Genomic DNA, 17,385 nt, shown 5'->3' with positions numbered 1-17,385 from the left:
GGCGAAATCTCGAGAACGCAGCATGCATGGAGACGCCAGTCGATGTGTGAAGAAACCTCGCACGCTAAGGTTTCTCTATGTACATTATGTGACAGAGGGGAGGCGATCCGCTCTATTGGCGCGAGATTAGAAAACTAGCGGTCACGCAAAGGTTTGCGTGACCGACATCAGTAAAAATTGCGATCTGCGAGGTTGCGCAAATGCAACGCCGCCGAATCCGTTATTGAAACGGGTTCTGTACGATACCCGGTTTAGCATCCGGCTCGTCCTGCACCTTTGCCGGTAAATCCTTCTGCGCCTGCAGGCTCGCGACGATCGCATCGAGCGCTTCCTTCAACGCGAGCGCCGCCTTCAGTCCGCGTTGATCGCGCGTCAATTCGAGCGTGCCGTTCAGCACGACACGCGTCGTGCCATTGCTGAGCGTGAGCGCATCGCCTTGAATGTTGAGCACGTCGTCATCGTTCGAATAGGGCTTAAACACCTTTCAGTCCTCCTGGCCGCTGGTCCTTGAGGTTGTCCGGAATGCCCGGAAAGCGGATGCCCGACATCGCTTCGAGTTCGTGAATCGTGTGGATGTCGTAGCGGTTGGTCGCTACATTATCAACCACGACTGCGAAGGCCAGTTGACGCGACGGCACGTAGACGACCTTGTACAACTGGGTGGGCACGAACACGCGCGTCGGTCCGATCGTCTGCAATTGCTGGCCGGTGAACAGCGGTCCGGTGACGACGTACGTGTCGTCGTAGGCCAGTGCGATCTTGCGCACGGCGGTTTCGATGCGTGCCCACAATCGTTGGTTGTTCTGACGATTTTGCGGCACGATGTTCGCGAGCGAGAACGATTGCGCCATCGCCTCGTCGTTCCACCGATTACCCGCCGGACTCATATGACCGCGATCGAAGCCGCTGCGTTTGTAGTCGGCGAGTGTCGCGCCTTCGCCTTCGGGCAGACGCGCGTCTTCGAAGAACTTGTTGGTGCGCACCATGTCCTTCGCTTCTTCGATGTGCTCACGCGTCAGATGCTCGGCAGACCACAGCGGACCGTGCGTGATACCCGAATGCAGCACCGCGAAATCGCTATAACAAAGCAGGCGCGTTTTCGGCGCCATCTTCTGATTGGTGAGGACGGGCCATTGCGCATTCGGCGTGAATCCGGTGCAGGAAGGCGCCGCGCTCGCATGAGCGGCGACGGCGAGTAACAGACAGGCAAGCCACTTCTTCATGTGTCGGTGGTTCGATGAACGGGGACGCAAGTATAGCGTCGCGGCCCGCAGCGAGCGACTGCACAATGCGAATCGAAGGAAGGGAATTGGAAACGGCAGAGGCGGCGTGCGCCGGACAAAAAAGTGGGCCGCTTTGCAGCGACCCGAATGCGTGGACTTCCGAATCTACGCACGCAATCTTAAGAATGTCTTAAGGCTTTGCGATATCGCGGCACGTTATGTTCGATTGCGCACGAACAGATTTACGCGTACGAACAGTGCTCGTGCAATGAGCCGGAAGTTTCGACCGGAAAAGAGAAGCGCGACGAATCGCGCCAGAACTTAATTACCGAACACGCTGTTTTCAGCGTGCACTTTTTGACGATCCACCGCCTGCAAACGCCAGTAGCCGCTAGCCGCCTTGCGTGTTGGCAGCGCGGTCCATGCAGCGGCGCCTTGCGCGGCGCTCACTCGCTCCTTGCGATCGACGTGCAGACCGCGCAACGTACAAAGCGGCGCCTCGGCGCTCGGTGCGCACAGCGTGGTCACGCCGTTTTCGTCGCGCAGTTCGCCCCATGGGGGCAGGTCGATCCCTTGATGCGCTTCTCTCGACCACCGATGTTCATCGGTATCGAGCCAGAGCACAGCGTAATCATGGCTTACGGTGGGATCGGAACCGTTAATCAGGATGGTCAGTCGCATATCAGTTCCGTTCATAAATTGCGAAGCGCTTTATCAGTCTAGGCGGCGCGGCGCTTTATGCAAGACAAAGGCATGACGTGCGAATGGAAAATCAAGTCGCCAAAAGATGTGGCGAGGTACGGTGAATCCTTACTGCGCCGCGCCGTACGCGATATGCATGCAGTAACGGCCACATGCAGACCGCGAGCCGCGACAAATCAACGCAGCCGAGAGGCGCTCAAGCGAGATCGAGCGAAGCGGTCAGATCGCCGAGCGGCGCGAGTCCGTTGCTTGCGAATGCCTTGTCGCGCGCGACCACGCCATCGAGTGGCGCGAGTCCATGCACACGGTTAATGAAACGCAGAATCGAGTTCGTGTCGTACACCGTGTGATCGACATAAGCCTTCTTCGCCAGCGGCGAGATCACGAGCGCGGGAACGCGCGAACCCGGACCCCAGCGATCGCCGATCGGCGGCGCGACGTGGTCCCACCAACCGCCGTTCTCGTCGACGGTGACGATCACGACCGTGTTCTGCCATTGCGGGCCGCGCTGGATGTGCTCGATCAGCGTCGCGATGTGACGGTCGCCCGAGGCGACGTCCGCATAGCCCGCGTGCATGTTCAGGTCGCCCTGCGGTTTATAGAACGTCACGGTCGGCAAACGTCCCGCGTCGATGTCGGCAATCAGGCGATTGGTCGACGCGTCGTTACCCATGCCGCCGTCGCGCAGATAGCGGCGGCGCGCGGCGGTGCCCGGCGCGTAATTGGCGAAGTAGTTAAACGGCTGATGGTGGTACTGGAAGTCGGGCATCGACCCCGTATCGCGATGATCGAGCGCGAATTGCCACGCGCCGCTGTACCACGCCCAGTCGATGCCCTTGCCGGTCAGCCGGTCGCCGATCGTCGCGTAATTCTGCGGCGGCATCACCCGCGGGTTCGACGGATCTGCGAAAGCCGGGTCGCCGCCTTCGGCCGGACGCACGCTGCTCGGCTGATAGGGCGGCGCCATCGTGTTGACTGCGTAGCCGTCGGCGGTGAAAGCGCCGTCATTGACGAACTTCGGCGGACCGTCGAGCGCCGACGCAGGCGAATTGGGCGCGAGCTTCAAACGGGTGCCGGTCGGATCCTCGCCTTCCACGACCGACACCATCTTCTTCGCCGGACTATTGTGGATGTCCGGATAGTAGGGCGCCTGCGCCGAGATCAGGAAGATATGGTTCAGCCACGAGCCGCCGAAGGCGGCCATGAAGAAGTTGTCGCACAGCGTGTACTGCTGCGCGAGATTCCACAGACGCAGCGTGTCGGCGGAATTGCGGTAGTGCCCCATCACAAGGCCGCCGGAATCGCCCCACGCGGCGAACTGGTTGTTGCGCCCCGCGTTGATCTGCATCTGGTTCTGATAGAAGCGATGGATGAGGTCGCGCGTGATCACGCCGGTCGGCAGCGGCGCGCCGTGCGCATCGACGATGCGGAACGGCCGGTTGCGCAGATGATCGAGATCCTTTTCGCCGATCATGTAGCGCTTGCCGTCCACTTCCTGCGCCTGCGGCACGAGCCCGCCCCAGATGGCCGGCAGCCGCGGCAACGGCGTCTTGCCATCGCGGTCGAGCTGGACGTATTGCTCGGCGGTGACCGCGTCGAGCGGATGCTGGACGCCCGGGTAGTTGCTGTACAGGTTCGCGAAGCTGCGATTCTCCGCGTAGATCACCACGATGTTCTTCACCTGATCGTGCAGCGCGGCGTCGAGCCGCAAGTCGGCGGCGCTGCGCGGCGGCCCGTTGCCTGCGAGTCCCTCGCCTGTTTTGCAGCCGGTCAGCGCAAGGCCGAGGCCGACCGCCGCGAGACCGGTCAGTACGCGCCGGCGTTCGGGATCGTCGGGGGCGTCGTTGGTGTTATCGATTGAATCGGGGTTGTCCAGTTTCGGCGGCAGGTGAGGATCGTGGTCGGTCATCGGTGAGTTCCGAAGGAGACGTGACGGTCGCATCGGCGCCGCTCGAAGCGGCGCGCGCGACACCGGTTACGGGTCCGCCGAGGGCGGCAGGCCTCGCAGCTTTACGGCAGCCGACGCTTGACGCGCCAACTGTGATGCGTGGCATCGACGGCCAATAGTAGCCAGTGCCGTGCGTCGATCGGATGACGTTTTTGCGTCGCATAACGGTCGACGGTCAATTCGAGTTCGTCATGTGCGCGCCGATGGCAGGTGGCGTGCGCACCGGAACCGTCCGCGAATTCGACGCGCGCCTCGGCGACGTTTGACGCGCAGGCCGGCTCGGGAAGATTCGCGATGCGCACCGCGCAGCCCGGATAAAGATGCGAGTCGGCAACCTGAATCTGGACCGCGTTGGACATGACGTGGCCTCCTACGCTTGGGCGGCGCGAGCGAGCGACTGGAATACACCGCGCCGCCGGACCGGATCAAAGCATAGCACCCCGCATGGCCGATTCGCCGCATGCTTCGCGCTATCAACCTGAATTGAACCCGATGAACCGCATAGAGACGGCAGCCAAGATGGCAAAAGAAGAGCAGACAGGAGTGGGACGCAGGCAGGCCAAACCGCGTGCGGCAGTGTATGAACGGTGCGCGCGAGAGCGCGGCGCTTGGCTATGCGGTCAGCGAGGCGTCGTTCGAGCGGGGGATTTCGGTGGTGAGCGCGCCGGTGCGTGACCAGAGCGGTAAGATCGCCGCCGCGTTGACGGTGACGATCCCGCGTTCGGATATCGGCGAGACCGCCGAGCGCGAGCCGCTGATCATCGCCGTATGCCAGGCGGCGCTGGAGCTGTCCGAGCGCCTGAGCTATCGCCCGAGGCAGGACGATCCGACCGCGATGCAGGCGCGCCGCAGATCGATTGCCGCGCATTGAGTGCGCGCTGACTTCACGGCGCAACTACTTCAAATACTTATTTCATATCTGTCGGCGAGTCCTGCTGCATTGCACAGTCGGACTCGCCGTGTCACGTCGTCAAAATCATCAGAACGACGATCTTCGCGCCGGCGATCGTGTCGAAGACGATGATCGGTGGCAACCTGGAAGTGGCGTTCTATATTCTCGCCGCCGTGCCGTTCCTCGCGGCGGTCGCAGTGCACTTCCTCGGTATCGAAACCAAGGGCAAGGTGCTGGAGCAGCTCGAGGCTTGACCGGGACTGCGTGATGACCGCTTGAGCAGTAAAACGAAAGGCGCACCGGGTGGTGCGCCTTTCGTCTTTGATGAGCCTTGATGAAGCGCTGAGCGCTAAAGCGCTTTGCGATAAACCACGAAGCCGGACTTATCCGCGACCTTGTCATAGAGCTGCATCGCGGTGTGATTCGTCTCGTGCGTCTGCCAGTAGACGCGTTGCGCGCCGTCGGCTTTTGCCCGCGCATAGACGGCCTCGATCAGCGCACGGCCGACACCCTTGCCGCGCTCGCTATCGAGCGTGTACAGGTCCTGCAGATAGCAGATCGGCCCCGCCATGGTCGTATGACGGTGATAGAGAAAATGCACGATGCCCTGCAATTGCCCGGCGCGTTCCGCGACGAATGCATGCATCGGCTCGTAGCCATCGAAAAAGCGATTCCACGTGATTTGCGTGATCTCGCGCGGCAACGCGGTCTCGCCCGAGCGGCCATAAAACGCGTTGTAGGCGTCCCATAGCGGCAACCATGCATCGAAATCGTCACGGGTGACGGCGCGAATCTGCAGCGGGGCGGACATGTGGACGGTTCCTTTGGAAAGCTGTGGAACCGCCAGCATAAAAAATTTGCGACGCGATTGTTAGCTCCAACCCGCGCGCAAAATCTGGAGCCACGACGCGTGCGACAGCGCGGTGAGCCGATGCATCACCGCATACCGCGAGTCAGTGCTCGCGATGTTGCTTGTGAAGCAGCTCGTTGCGGACCTTCTTCGCGGCGAACAGCGGCACGTAGTCGAACACGCGCGCCTCGTTCCGGAATTCGGCGAGCGTATCGGCGTACATGCGCGACACCGTTTCTGCCGGCGTGTCGGTTTCCTCGGCGATGCTTCGGACCACTTCGTCTACTTTTGGCTCAGGCTGGGACATGGTCTCTCTCCGGGTAGGACGGCAGGCTGGATGGACGGGACGCGGACGGTAGGAGTCCATTACAGGATGCGAATCGCGAGCGCGCCAATTGAATCGACCTATCGTTCGACTGATTCCACAGAGATTTTTTTCTTGCGCTGCGGCAAGCGCCCATGCGGTGAGGCCGTGCGGAAAATCAACTGGCTGCGCGGTGATGAATACCCGGGAAACGCACAGGGCTAAGCGACTGTCGTCTCTACCTCTGCACTTTCTGCGCTACATGCGCGATCCGGTCGCGCACGACGCCGATCGCCTGCTTCAGCGCGTAAACGTCCTGAAAGTAGCGGTACGGGATTCGGATCTGACTAGCGTTCGCGTCGATGCTTTCAATCTCCTCACTCCATTGCGCGATCTGCGCGCGAGACGGCTCGGCGTTCTTCCACACTTCGTCCTCGAGCGCCTTGATCGCGCGGTACCACACGAACAGGCGTTTCTTCATCCGCGCTTCGAGCATGCGCGGCAGCGCCTGCGCGAGGCCGATCAGCAGCGCGAGGAACGGCACCAGAATCAGCAGCCGCCGTTCGATCAGACTCGCGAGCCAGAACGGCAGGTAGCGATACAGAAACGGCCGGCCCGATTTGAAGTACCGCACGCTTTCGTCGGAGATCGGGAATTCTTCGGTGTTCAGGTTGGGGAACGTGCCGAGCGGCGTGAAGTAGTCCTCGCCGCCGTGCACCGTGCGCGCCGCGTCGAGCAGCAGATAGACGAGCGCCGGATGCAGCGTGTCCTTCGACACGAGCAGCGCCGTCGCCGCGAGCAGCGTGACGTCGCTGCGCGGCAGATCGTCGGCGACGCTCGTCGAGGCACGCGGCAAGACGATCTTCGACAGCGACGGGAATTTTTGCGCCAGTGCGTCGGCCTGCGCGAAGCTCATCAGCTTCAGGTTGCTGGTGAGCAGCGTGTGCTGCATGTCGGCGTCGGGCCGGCCAATGAAGAATGCCGCGTCGACCTGACCGCTTTCGAGCCCCTGGTATGCGGCATTCGCGTCCATCTGCAGCAGCGTCGAGTTCTGACTCGTGACGCCGCTATAGCCGAGCAGCACCTGCGAGACGTTGAGCAACCCGCTGCCTGGCACGCCCATCGAAATGCGCTTGCCGCGCAGTTGCGACAGCCGGTCGATCGTCGCATCGCCGCGATAGAACACCCAGATCGGTTCGTACGACACGGCGGCGATGGTTTGCAGATTGTCGGTGTCATTCGGACTGGTCGTGCCCGACTGGATGAAGCCGACCTGATAGGCGCTGTTCGGGTCCGCGAGCCGCTGGTAGTTTTCGACCGAGCCCGACGAGCTACGGATGTCGAGCTTGATGCCTTCGCGCTTGAGCAGCGGCGCGTAGCGATCGGCGAAGCCGCGATAGATGCCGCCGTCCGCACCGGTGGTGATGACGATCGTGCGCTGGAACGCGGGCTCGAGCACGAGCGCGAGCATCCAGCCGAATGCGGCGATGAGCACGATCGCGCCGACGATCAGAAGACGCCGGCGCCGCCGCGTCATCGGGGTTGTCGGGCTGCGGGACAGCGCGGGGTCTGGTCTCGGCATCGTTACCCGGTTTGGTCAGGTCCGGCCTTGGTGACTAATGGGATGGAGGCGGTCTCTATTTCCTCAACTTTACGATATCAGGGGGGTTTATTGGATAGTCAGTGATGTGCATTGAAAAGGTCTGGCTGGCACTGTCATCGGGGCACAGGTCGGTTGGCCCTGATGTCGAAGGTTCCGGTAACTACGCCGTTGCTGCCGCCTCTGGCATTTTGAACGATGTATTCCTGCTTGACCCTGGCAAAAGAGAGGCGAACCTGTTCGTGTTGTGCGGTCATCTCTACGCCCATGATGAATACATCGTTCATGGTGAGCCTGAGGAAATCGAGGGGGCTGCCACCCGCCCTGCGCATGGTAAGAACCGCTTTCGAAACGTGCGTGCCGGTCAGGCAATAGGACATCAGGCTCGGACTCGCCCGGTCGACGTTGTGGAAGAACACGAGGTCGTCGACCGAGGCTTTGCTGACGCCGCTTCCTGGTCCGGACATCATGGAGAGCCGCTGTGCCATCTTCCATGTCCAGTTGATCACCTCGATTTCGTCCGGGTGTGCCGCGTCCTGCGACTCGCCCGTAATCCCGTCGATTTTTATGAAAACGTCATTTGACATCAAGGCGACACCTCTTTCTAACAAAAAGCACGGACCCGCCCCACGAGAGCCCCCAGCATAGTAGGAAACTGACTGCGAGCAGCAGCGTAACCACCACGTCCTCTTCGCCCTCCACACCGACGGCGCCAACGAGCTTGAAGAGGGGGCGAAGGATTTCTAACGTGGATTCGCTGCCAACCCAGCGCGCAAGCGGGTCGATTGTCGACAACGCAAGGCAGACTGGGACAGTCAGCACGAAGGCCGTAAAAATCCGCAGGGCAGTTTTCATTGCACAAGTACCGTACCGTAGTACTGCAGTGTGGTGCCGGGTATCTTCCGGGTTGGGTGCGACAGCAAGAACGAGCGTAAGCGATCGAACTGGGACTGGTCCGTGACCGTGATGCATCCCTCACTTTCTCCCCAGCGACCGGTCGGATGCAGGCGGAAGTTGCCTCGCTTCACGCCATTGATAAATGTCCAATCGTCAATCACGCCGTCGTTTCGATAAAGCGCGAACCAGGTCGAATGATCGACATCGGACCATGCGTCCTTGACAAGGTCATACAGCCATCCCAGATGACCGCCACTCTGTCGGTCTACGATGTAGTACAGGCCTTGCGGAAGCGGACCGCTTTCGGCGACCGCTGTATCTGCGGGGTTGTTGACATGGGCTGGTTTGCCCGAAAAAGCAGACACGTTGCCAAAGCCTTTGCAGGTCAATACAGAGATGAGTCGACGGTTAAGCGTGAAATAGCACTCGGCGGGCATGGTTTACACATCGAAAAGGCGTTCACTCCGTGGTGGCGACGGAAGCGAGAAGACGGGTGACTCGAGGTAACGTTCGTGACACCGTCAGCTTCGGCGAAGACGGAACCATGCTCAATCAGACGACTCGGAAAGCGAGGCAAAATTGGGCCGACGTGCTGCTCGCTCTTTTGATGACATCACGAGTGCGCACGATCGCTGTGCTGCACTACGCCCCCACCCCCACCTCACCCCCCAACTCCCGCGCAATAAACTCCACGAACGCGCGAATACGATTCGACATCTGATGCCGCGGCGAATACACCGCGAAGATATCCGCGTTCGGTGTGTCGTGATCGGGCAGCAACTGGACGAGCGATCCTTCCGTCAGATACTGCCGGATGTCCCATTCCGCGCGCATCAGGATGCCGTGTCCTTCGAGCGCCCATTTGACGGCGATCTCGCCGTCGTTGGTGGTCAGCGTGCCCTTGATCCGCACCGCCGCGGTCTTGCGCGCGGCGCCGCGTCCCGAGGTCAGCCGCCACACGCCGTACGCTTCGTCGCCCTGACGAATGCCGATGCAGTTGTGGCGCGTCAGATCGTGCGCCGTGAGCGGCATGCCGTGCGCCGCGAGATACGACGGCGCCGCGCACAGCAGACGCCGGTTCGGCGCAAGCCGGCGCGCGACCACGCGGGTATCGGGCGGCTCGCCGAAGCGGATGCAGACGTCGAAGCTGTCGTCGGTAAGCGCCGGGGGCGTGACCGACAACTGCAGTTGAACCGACACCTGCGGATACCGCGCGACGAAGCGCGAGATCGCCGGCCCGACATGGCTGCGCCCGAAGCCGAGCGTCGCGTTCACGCGCAGCAAGCCCTTCGGTGTCTTCTTCGCCGAGCCGAGCAGTTCGGCCAGTTCGTCGATCTCGTCGAGAATCCGTCGCGCGCGCTCGAGGTATAGCTCGCCTTCGGGCGTCAGCATCATGCGGCGCGTCGTGCGGTTCACGAGCGCGACGCCCGCGCGCTGCTCCATCTGGGTCAGGCGCTTGCTGACGGCCGCCGCGGTCAGCCCCAGTTCGCGTGCGGCCGCGCTGAGGCTGCCGCTCGCGGCGAGCGTCGAGAAAAAGCCCAGATCGGCTGGCTGGACGGTGTCGCGCATCGTCTTTTCCGCGCCTTCGCATTTGTGAATGCAAGTTAAAGATGCTTTGAGTTTAGCACCGGTTTTTACCCGTGGGATCGAGCTAGAGTCCACTCACGCCATTCCCCAAGCACAGGACGGAGACATGAAGACCTATCGCATCGCAACCATCCCCGGCGACGGCATCGGCAAGGAGGTCGTGCCGGCCGGCGCGCAGGTGCTCGAGGCTCTTGCGAAGACCACGCGCGCCTTCACGTTCGAGTTCGAGAACTTCGACTGGGGCGGCGACTACTATCGTCAACACGGCGTGATGATGCCGGCCAACGGGCTCGACGCGATCCGCAACAAAGATGCGATCCTGTTCGGCTCGGCGGGCGACAAGGACATTCCCGATCACATCACGCTGTGGGGTCTGCGACTGAAAATCTGCCAGGGCTTCGACCAATACGCGAACGTGCGCCCGACGCGCATCCTGCCCGGCATCGACGCACCGCTGAAGTACTGCAAGCCCGAGGATCTGAACTGGGTGATCGTCCGCGAAAATTCGGAGGGTGAATATTCGGGCGTCGGCGGCCGCGTGCATCAGGGCCATCCGATCGAAGCCGCGACCGACGTGTCGATCATGACGCGCGCCGGCGTCGAGCGCATCATGCGCTTCGCGTTCCGCCTCGCGCAGTCGCGTCCGCGCAAGCTGTTGACCGTGATCACGAAGAGCAACGCGCAGCGTCATGCGATGGTGATGTGGGACGAGATCGCGCTCGAAATCTCGAAGGAGTTTCCGGACGTCACGTGGGACAAGGAACTCGTCGACGCGGCGACCGCGCGCATGGTCAACCGTCCCGCGACGCTCGACACGATCGTCGCCACCAATCTGCACGCCGATATTCTCAGCGACCTCGCGGCCGCGCTCGCCGGCAGCCTCGGCATCGCGCCGACCGGCAACATCGATCCGGAGCGCCGCTATCCGTCGATGTTCGAGCCGATCCACGGCTCCGCGTTCGACATCATGGGCAAGGGGCTCGCGAATCCGGTCGGCACGTTCTGGTCGATCGTGATGCTGCTCGAACACCTCGGCGAATTCGACGCGGCCAGGCGCGTGATGCAGGCCGTCGAAGCGGTGACCGCGAACAAAACGCTGCACACGCGCGACCTCGGCGGCACGGCCACGACCGCGCAGGTGACGGCGGCCGCGTGCGCGTTCATCGAGCAGGCGGCGACGCCCGCGGCGAACGCGGCTTGAGCGCCGGCTTCGCGCGAACTGAACCGGACTGAGCGGAACCGCGCGCAAATCAGGCGCGCGGTCTACGCCCCGGCCACGACGTGGCCGGCACACAACCTTGACTCGACTAGCTCGGCCCAACGTCGGCCGGCGCGAGGCTCGCGCGCGGTCAATAGCCGCGCGCCGCAGGAGGAGACAATGACTTCGGAACTCGAAAGCCGGGTGTCCCGCAAGCTGATGCGGCGGATCATCCCGTTCGTCATGCTGTTGTACTTCGTGAGCTTTCTCGATCGCGTGAATGTGGGCTTCGCCGCGTTGTCGATGAACAAGGCGATCGGTCTTTCGCCGACCGCGTTCGGCCTCGGCGGCGGGCTCTTCTTTATCGGCTATTTTCTGTTCGAAGTGCCGTCGAACCTGATCCTGCACAAGGTCGGCGCGCGGCGCTGGATTGCTCGCGTGATGGTGTCGTGGGGGCTCGTGTCGCTCGCGTCGGCGTTCGTCGTCGGGCCGAACAGTTTCTACGCGCTGCGCTTCATTCTCGGCGTCGCGGAAGCGGGCTTCTTTCCCGGCATCATCCTGTATCTGAGCCTGTGGTTTCCGGCGCGGCAGCGTGCGGTCGCGGCGGCATGGTTCATGGCCGCCGCGCCGATCTCGACTGCGATCGGCTCGCCGATTTCCGGCGCGATCATGAAACTGCCGCCGATTGCCGGACTCGTCGACTGGCAAATGCTCTACATACTCGAAGCATTGCCCGCGATCATCCTCGGCTTCTGCGTGCTCAGGTATCTGACCGACAAGCCCGCGCAAGCCGAGTGGCTGCAGCCCGAAGAGCGCGACTGGCTGATCGCGAGGCTGAAGCTCGAAGCCGACGCGCGGCACGCGCATGCGGGCCACACGGCCGGCGCGCTCAGCGCGTTGCGCGATCCGCGCGTGCTCGCGCTCGCGCTGATCTACTTCGGCACCTCGGCGGGGCTTTATACGCTCGGCTTGTGGGCGCCGCTGATCATCCGCCAATACGGTTTCGGCACGTTCGAAACCGGGCTGCTCGCCGGCGTGCCGAGCGTGCTCGCGGTGATCGCGATGGTGCTATGGGCGAAGCACTCGGATCGCACCGACGAACGTACGTGGCACGTCGTGATTCCGTGCGCGCTTGCGTGCCTCGGCTTCGTGTTCGCCGGTAATGCGACCACCGCGTTGATGATCGTGCTTGCGCTCGTCGTCGTGAACGTCGGAATCAGCGCCGCGAAGGCGCCGCTGTGGGCGATGCCGAGCATGTTCCTGTCGGGCGCCGGAGCGGCGGCGGGCATTGCCATGATCAACTCGATCGGCAATCTCGGCGGCTTCGTCGGGCCGTTTGCGATCGGCTGGCTCAAGCACGTGACGGGCGGCTATGCGGCGGGGCTTTATGTGGTCGGGGCGACGTTGGCGGTGTCGGCGGTCGTGACGCTGATGTTGAGCCGGCAGACGAAGTCTGCACCTGCCGCGGTGGGCGAACGGCACGGGCATTCGAACGCGCGCAGATAGCAGAGCTTGCGCGTCAGGTCCAGCAGGTAACGGGGCCGACGCTTGAGGTCTAATACACGCTAGCGATAATCCGCCGCGCCTTTGTCCGACATTACCGGTCTCCCGGCCTATACTGAACCGTGCGGCGCACCATTCGCGCTGCTGACTCACAAAGTCACCTCTGTGCGGATTTCCGCGCGAACGCTTTGCGCGTGTCCGCCGACACCTCGCTGCAAATCCAGCCCGGTGCAGCAACTCTCAATGCGAATGTCGGTCTCCGGCGTGCCACCTCCGCGCGCTGATCGAACACCGACGCCAGCCCGCCACCTTTTCGAAGGACGATTGGTCCTAACCGGCCTATCGTCCGTCCTCCGCTCGTTGCATGAGCAGGAATGGCTACGCATGGCTGTATCTGTCAGATCGCTGTAAATGATGTTTTCTCTTAACTTGGGATGTCGAAAGACGGTGCGTACCTGCGCACCTCATTTGATTACAAGGAGACGAACATGAATAGCAAGCGTTTAAGCATGTTGTCGGCAACGGCTATTGCCCTTCTTTCGCTCAATGGTGCGGCTCACGCCGGCAGCGCATGTTCAGCCTCTCTGCTGAACGGCGCATACGGTTTCAGTGCCGTGGGGCAGGTCATCGGACTGATCGACTCAGCGGGGGTGCATCAATTTGTGACCCAATTGGCGCTTAACAATGTCTCCCTGGTGACGTTCGACGGTTCCAAACATTTCACGCGAATTGACGTCGGCACGATCAATGGTGCGCCGAAGAACGGAGTGACCAGTTTCACCGGGGCCCAGAGTGGCGCCTACACCGTGAACCCCGATTGCACCGGAACGATGACTATCAAATACGACAGCGGGGTGGTGCTAGGCCTTGAAATAGTTGTGACCGATGATGCCAGATTGATCAAGGCCATCATCATCAGCGAGACGGTGCCGTCAGTCGGCCCGACCGTCGATGGCGTGAACTGTACTACGACTTCTTGTAGCGAAGCAGTGCAGGTCAGCCTTGAGGGGCGCAAGGTAGAGGCCTTCGGCTTCCGTCATTAGTCTGCGGGAGGGGCGTGACGTCTCACTCGGTGTCGGCAGACACGTGCAGAAGGAGGCTCCAGCGCAAGCTTCGAACGATGATCTGCTACGGCGTCTTCGATTCGCCGCCCACCACCGGCGGCAGCGTCGATCAAACCGCGGGCAATGCGCTCGCGCTGCAGGTCGCGCAACAATCGTCGGTATTGCTGAAGAACGCGGTGGCGAGCGGCGATTCGCAGCCGGTGCTGCCGTTGAACGCGGCGGGGCTGTCGTCGATCGTGGTGATCGGCGGTCACGCGGATGCGGGCGTGCTGTCGGGCGGCGGCTCGGGCGCGGTGCCGGCGGCCGCGGGCAACGCGGTGTCCGGTTGCGTGTCGCCGTCGCCGCTGTTGAGCACCTGCGCGACGTGGTACAAGTCGGCACCGCTGGCCGCGATCCAGGCGAAGGCGCCGAACGCGAGCGTGACCTTCGTCGACGGCACGAACGCGGCGGCAGCGGCTACCGCCGCCGCGAAGGCGGATGTGGCGATCGTGTTCGCGACGTAATGGGAAAGCGAGGGCGCGGATCTGCCGAGCCTGAGCCTGCCGAGCAATACGACCGACACCTATAACCAGAGCTACGATCAGAACGCGCTGATCAGCGCGGTCGCGGCGCAAGCGAAGCGCGTGATCGTCGTGCTCGAGAACGGCAGCCCGGTCCTGATGCCGTGGCTATCCAACGTGCACGGCGTACTCGAAGCGTGGTGTCCGGGCGTGCAGGGCGGCCAGGCGATTGCCGATCTGCTGTTCGGCGCCGTGAACCCGTCCGGCAAATTGCCGATCACGTTCCCGATGCAGGACGCGGATCTTCCGCAACCGACGATCTCGGCCACCGATACCACCGTTACCTACAGCGAAGGGCTCTTCATGGGTTATCGCTGGTATGACGGCAAGCAGATCGCGCCGCTGTTCCCGTTCGGTTATGGGCTGTCCTACACGAGCTACAGCTACTCGGGCCTCAACGCGCAAGTGGATGCGAGCGGCAACGTGAGCGTGACCTTTACCGTCAAGAATACGGGATCGCGCGCGGGCGCGGAAATCGCCGAAGTTTATGCCGCGTTGCCGAGCGGTCTGGGCGAACCGCCGAAGCGTCTGGTCGGCTGGCAAAAGGTCGCGCTGCAGGCGGGGGAGTCGCAGCAGGTCAGCGTATCGATTGCGCCGAAGCTGCTGTCGACGTGGGACGCGACCAACCACGTGTGGAAGCTCAACGGCGGCGTCTATCAGATGATCGCGGGGGCTTCTTCGCGCGATCCGAATGCGTTGACGGCGTCGGTGACGATCGCGGGGCATTGAGCGCTGAGGTTTTGAACTGGAAAGCCTGGTAGCGGGGTACGGGGTCGAGCGCCGTATCCCGCCGGCACGCGTTCGGCATGTCAGTCGCCGGGCAGACGATAAGCGAACTCGTACGAATGCGCGCCGTCGACGATGTCGATCCTGAACTCGCCTTCAATGCCGCTCAGCTCGCCCGTGCCTGAATCCGGCACGACCGTCACCGCCAGCGCCGCTGCGCCGCGATTCATCACGCCGATATGCTGCAGCACGAACGTGCCCTGCTTGCCCGCCAGCGTGCCAGTGACCTGTTCGAGCGCGACATAGCCGGCCGAGCCTTTGACGTTCGTCATCGCGCTCAGCATTTGCCCTTGGGTGGTCGCGGCGAGATCGCCGGAGATCTGCTTGTCGATCGACATGCGGCCGAGCTTCGATTCGGCCTCCGCGTTTTCGAACGGCATCGGTTGAAGGGAGACGATGAAGGTGCCTTTTGCGACGTGGTGAGTCATCGGGATTTCCTCCGGGCTTGAACGGGCGACGGCGAAGCGGCGAAACGAAACGTGACCCTTCCGAACCGTAGCACACGTCGCTGTCAGGGCGCTGCACGCGCAGTGCCGTCGCTCGTGCCGAACGCGTCCGCGAACTCGCACTTCAACCACGCGAGCGCCGGATCCTGGTCGTGCGCCGCGGCCCACATCAGCGAAACCTCGTAGCCCGGCACCTCGAATGGCAGCGGACTCAGCGCGAGACCGAGCGTATCGCGCCAGACGCGGCCGATGAACTCCGGCACCGTCGCGATCGCCGCCGTGCGTTGCACGATGAACGGACTGGTCGCGAAGTTCGAGCTCGAAAACACGACGTCGCGCCTCAGTCCCTGCATCTCGAGTCGTTCATCGATGAAGCCGCGCAGCTCGGCGCTGAACGAAGTCAGCACATGGCGGTGGCGCAGAAACTCGTCCATCGACAAATGCTTGCGGCGCGTCCTGACGAGCCGGGGGTTGTAGACGCTCACGAAGCGCCATGAAAACAGCGGCGTGAGTCGCTGCCACGGCACGCATTCGCGGAATACACCGACCGCGAGTTCGATCGCGCCATCGTCGAGCATCGCAACGGCGCGCGTCGAATCTGTGGAGCGCGCGATCAGCTTCACGCCGGGTGCGGTGTCGGCGAGGCGCGCAATGATCTCGGGCATCAGCAGCAGTTCGAGCGAATCGCTGAGGCCGATGCGGAACACGCGCTGCGCGCGGGCCGGATCGAAGACGGACGGCTGCGTGAGCGCCTGATGCAGCGATTGCAGGAACGGCTCGATCTGCCGCGCGAGTTCGAGCGCGCGCGGCGTCGGCGTCATGCCTTGCGGCGTGCGCACGAACAACTCGTCGCCGAACGTCTCGCGCAAGCGCTTGAGCGCGCCGCTGACGGCCGGTTGCCCAAGAAACAGCCGCTGCGCGGCCCGCGTGACGCTGCGCTCTTCCAGCAGCGCGCGGAAGGTCAGCAGCAGGTTCAGGTCGAAGCGCCGAAAATCATTTTCAATGATGTTCGCCATGACATTAAACGATTTGAGTGATGGGCTCGCACCGCGCATTCTACTGCCACGGGGTCTTCCGTTCACACTCAGGAGCAATGACATGGACTGGCAAAATCAGAAGGTCGTGGTGCTAGGTGGCTCGTCGGGCATTGGGCTCGCGCTGGTGAAGCGGCTCGTGACGGCTGGCGCGAGCGTCGTCGCGGTGGGGCGCGACCGCGCCAAACTGGACGATGCGCTGATTGGCATCGGTGGACAGGTGACGAGCGAGGCGCTCGATTGCGCCGATCGCGCGGCGCTCGAACACTTTTTCGGCGGCCTCGGCCGGGTCGATCATCTGGTGATGACGCTGTCGGGCGGCGAAGGCGCGGGGCCGTTTGCCGAACTGGATCTGGCCGCGCTGCGGCGTGGCTTCGAGGCCAAGTTCTGGCCGCAGCTCGAAGCCGCGCAGACCGCGCTACCCACGCTGCGTCGCGACGGCAGCCTGACGTTTCTGACCGCGATTTCGGCGCGCATCGCGAATCCGGGCACGGCGGGTCTGGGTGCGATCAACGGCGCGCTCGAAAGCATGATCGGCACGCTGGCGCGCGAGCTTGCGCCGCTGCGCGTGAACGCGGTGTCGCCGGGTGTGATCGATACGCCGTGGTGGGACAGATTTCCCGCGAGCGTGAAGAGTGAGCTGTTTCGGCAGCAGAGCGAAACGTTACCGGTGCGGCGCGTCGGGCAGGCCGACGATGTCGCGCACGCGCTGCAGTTTCTGCTGGAGAACACGTTTATGACGGGGGCGGTGATCGAGTGTGATGGCGGCTTGCGGCTACTGTGAAGCACGG

18 protein-coding genes and 3 pseudogenes are annotated in these 17,385 nt (G+C 62.8%); 7 read left to right on the top strand and 14 right to left on the bottom strand.

What is annotated here, in order from left to right; genetic code table 11:
• Positions 1 to 220: 220 nt before the first annotated feature.
• The 5 genes from OKW30_RS37745 to OKW30_RS37725 form a co-directional block, all read right to left on the bottom strand.
• A complete protein-coding gene (locus OKW30_RS37745; RefSeq protein ID WP_184057752.1) occupies positions 221 to 481 on the bottom strand; it encodes a hypothetical protein in 261 nt (86 codons plus the stop codon).
• The gene (locus tag OKW30_RS37740) at positions 474 to 1,223 is read right to left on the bottom strand and encodes a DNA/RNA non-specific endonuclease (protein WP_429349146.1); all 750 of its coding nucleotides are present in this window, start codon (positions 1,221 to 1,223) and stop codon (positions 474 to 476) included. The genes OKW30_RS37745 and OKW30_RS37740 overlap by 8 nt, the downstream gene beginning before the upstream one ends.
• A 321-nt stretch (positions 1,224 to 1,544) precedes the next feature.
• A complete protein-coding gene (locus OKW30_RS37735; RefSeq protein WP_429349145.1) occupies positions 1,545 to 1,904 on the bottom strand; it encodes a DUF3564 domain-containing protein in 360 nt (119 codons plus the stop codon).
• A 217-nt stretch (positions 1,905 to 2,121) separates the two neighbouring features.
• Positions 2,122 to 3,834 carry an acid phosphatase gene (locus OKW30_RS37730; protein ID WP_429349144.1) on the bottom strand — a complete coding sequence of 571 codons (1,713 nt, stop codon included), beginning with the start codon at positions 3,832 to 3,834 and terminating at the stop codon, positions 2,122 to 2,124.
• A gap of 101 nt (positions 3,835 to 3,935) precedes the next feature.
• Complete coding sequence (locus tag OKW30_RS37725) at positions 3,936 to 4,232, bottom strand: hypothetical protein (protein ID WP_184030734.1); 297 nt, start codon at positions 4,230 to 4,232, stop codon at positions 3,936 to 3,938.
• Positions 4,233 to 4,462: 230 nt separating this feature from the next.
• Here OKW30_RS37725 and OKW30_RS37720 point away from each other — a divergent pair.
• Both OKW30_RS37720 and OKW30_RS37715 read left to right on the top strand, forming a co-directional pair.
• Positions 4,463 to 4,744 (top strand): annotated as a pseudogene (locus OKW30_RS37720) (IclR family transcriptional regulator domain-containing protein); the annotation flags it as partial.
• Between the two features lie 119 nt (positions 4,745 to 4,863).
• Positions 4,864 to 5,019: pseudogene (locus OKW30_RS37715) on the top strand (MFS transporter); the annotation flags it as partial.
• Between the two features lie 95 nt (positions 5,020 to 5,114).
• Here OKW30_RS37715 and OKW30_RS37710 read toward each other — a convergent pair.
• The 7 genes from OKW30_RS37710 to OKW30_RS37680 all read right to left on the bottom strand — a co-directional run bounded on the left by OKW30_RS37710 (position 5,115) and on the right by OKW30_RS37680 (position 9,985).
• Entirely contained in the window at positions 5,115 to 5,576 is a 462-nt protein-coding gene (locus tag OKW30_RS37710; protein WP_018423974.1) for a GNAT family N-acetyltransferase, read from the bottom strand.
• A gap of 142 nt (positions 5,577 to 5,718) precedes the next feature.
• Positions 5,719 to 5,922, bottom strand: a complete 204-nt coding sequence (locus OKW30_RS37705) for a DUF3562 domain-containing protein (protein ID WP_187630226.1) — start codon at positions 5,920 to 5,922, stop codon at positions 5,719 to 5,721.
• Between the two features lie 235 nt (positions 5,923 to 6,157).
• Positions 6,158 to 7,456 carry a TAXI family TRAP transporter solute-binding subunit gene (locus OKW30_RS37700; protein ID WP_429349143.1) on the bottom strand — a complete coding sequence of 433 codons (1,299 nt, stop codon included), beginning with the start codon at positions 7,454 to 7,456 and terminating at the stop codon, positions 6,158 to 6,160.
• A gap of 179 nt (positions 7,457 to 7,635) precedes the next feature.
• Entirely contained in the window at positions 7,636 to 8,106 is a 471-nt protein-coding gene (locus tag OKW30_RS37695) for an Hcp family type VI secretion system effector (RefSeq protein ID WP_429349142.1), read from the bottom strand.
• Complete coding sequence (locus OKW30_RS37690; protein ID WP_184030723.1) at positions 8,096 to 8,374, bottom strand: hypothetical protein; 279 nt, start codon at positions 8,372 to 8,374, stop codon at positions 8,096 to 8,098. The genes OKW30_RS37695 and OKW30_RS37690 overlap by 11 nt, the downstream gene beginning before the upstream one ends.
• Entirely contained in the window at positions 8,371 to 8,853 is a 483-nt protein-coding gene (locus OKW30_RS37685; RefSeq protein WP_184073489.1) for a DUF2778 domain-containing protein, read from the bottom strand. The genes OKW30_RS37690 and OKW30_RS37685 overlap by 4 nt, the downstream gene beginning before the upstream one ends.
• A 205-nt stretch (positions 8,854 to 9,058) precedes the next feature.
• Complete coding sequence (locus OKW30_RS37680; protein ID WP_429349141.1) at positions 9,059 to 9,985, bottom strand: LysR substrate-binding domain-containing protein; 927 nt, start codon at positions 9,983 to 9,985, stop codon at positions 9,059 to 9,061.
• A gap of 124 nt (positions 9,986 to 10,109) precedes the next feature.
• Here OKW30_RS37680 and OKW30_RS37675 point away from each other — a divergent pair, with 124 nt between their 5' ends.
• The 4 genes and pseudogenes from OKW30_RS37675 to OKW30_RS37660 form a co-directional block, all read left to right on the top strand.
• Positions 10,110 to 11,204 carry a tartrate dehydrogenase gene (locus OKW30_RS37675; protein ID WP_184073493.1) on the top strand — a complete coding sequence of 365 codons (1,095 nt, stop codon included), beginning with the start codon at positions 10,110 to 10,112 and terminating at the stop codon, positions 11,202 to 11,204.
• 177 nt (positions 11,205 to 11,381) lie between these two features.
• Entirely contained in the window at positions 11,382 to 12,707 is a 1,326-nt protein-coding gene (locus OKW30_RS37670) for an MFS transporter (protein ID WP_187630036.1), read from the top strand.
• A gap of 485 nt (positions 12,708 to 13,192) precedes the next feature.
• A complete protein-coding gene (locus OKW30_RS37665; protein ID WP_429349140.1) occupies positions 13,193 to 13,747 on the top strand; it encodes a hypothetical protein in 555 nt (184 codons plus the stop codon).
• A 26-nt stretch (positions 13,748 to 13,773) separates the two neighbouring features.
• Positions 13,774 to 15,057, top strand: a pseudogene (locus OKW30_RS37660) (glycoside hydrolase family 3 C-terminal domain-containing protein); the annotation flags it as partial.
• A gap of 80 nt (positions 15,058 to 15,137) precedes the next feature.
• On the opposite strand, the gene OKW30_RS37655 reads toward OKW30_RS37660, so the two are convergent.
• Complete coding sequence (locus OKW30_RS37655; RefSeq protein WP_090808016.1) at positions 15,138 to 15,542, bottom strand: DUF3224 domain-containing protein; 405 nt, start codon at positions 15,540 to 15,542, stop codon at positions 15,138 to 15,140.
• 83 nt (positions 15,543 to 15,625) lie between these two features.
• A complete protein-coding gene (locus tag OKW30_RS37650) occupies positions 15,626 to 16,576 on the bottom strand; it encodes a LysR family transcriptional regulator (RefSeq protein WP_429349139.1) in 951 nt (316 codons plus the stop codon).
• A gap of 82 nt (positions 16,577 to 16,658) precedes the next feature.
• Between OKW30_RS37650 and OKW30_RS37645 the strand changes: the two genes are divergently transcribed.
• Entirely contained in the window at positions 16,659 to 17,378 is a 720-nt protein-coding gene (locus OKW30_RS37645) for an SDR family oxidoreductase (RefSeq protein ID WP_429349138.1), read from the top strand.
• Positions 17,379 to 17,385: the final 7 nt, after the last annotated feature.

This window comes from Paraburkholderia sp. Clong3 (genome assembly GCF_050436485.1).
In the GTDB taxonomy this organism is placed as follows: Bacteria; Pseudomonadota; Gammaproteobacteria; order Burkholderiales; family Burkholderiaceae; genus Paraburkholderia; species Paraburkholderia tuberum.
Note: the sequence above shows the minus strand (reverse complement) of the source record. Positions and strands in the feature narration are given on the sequence as shown.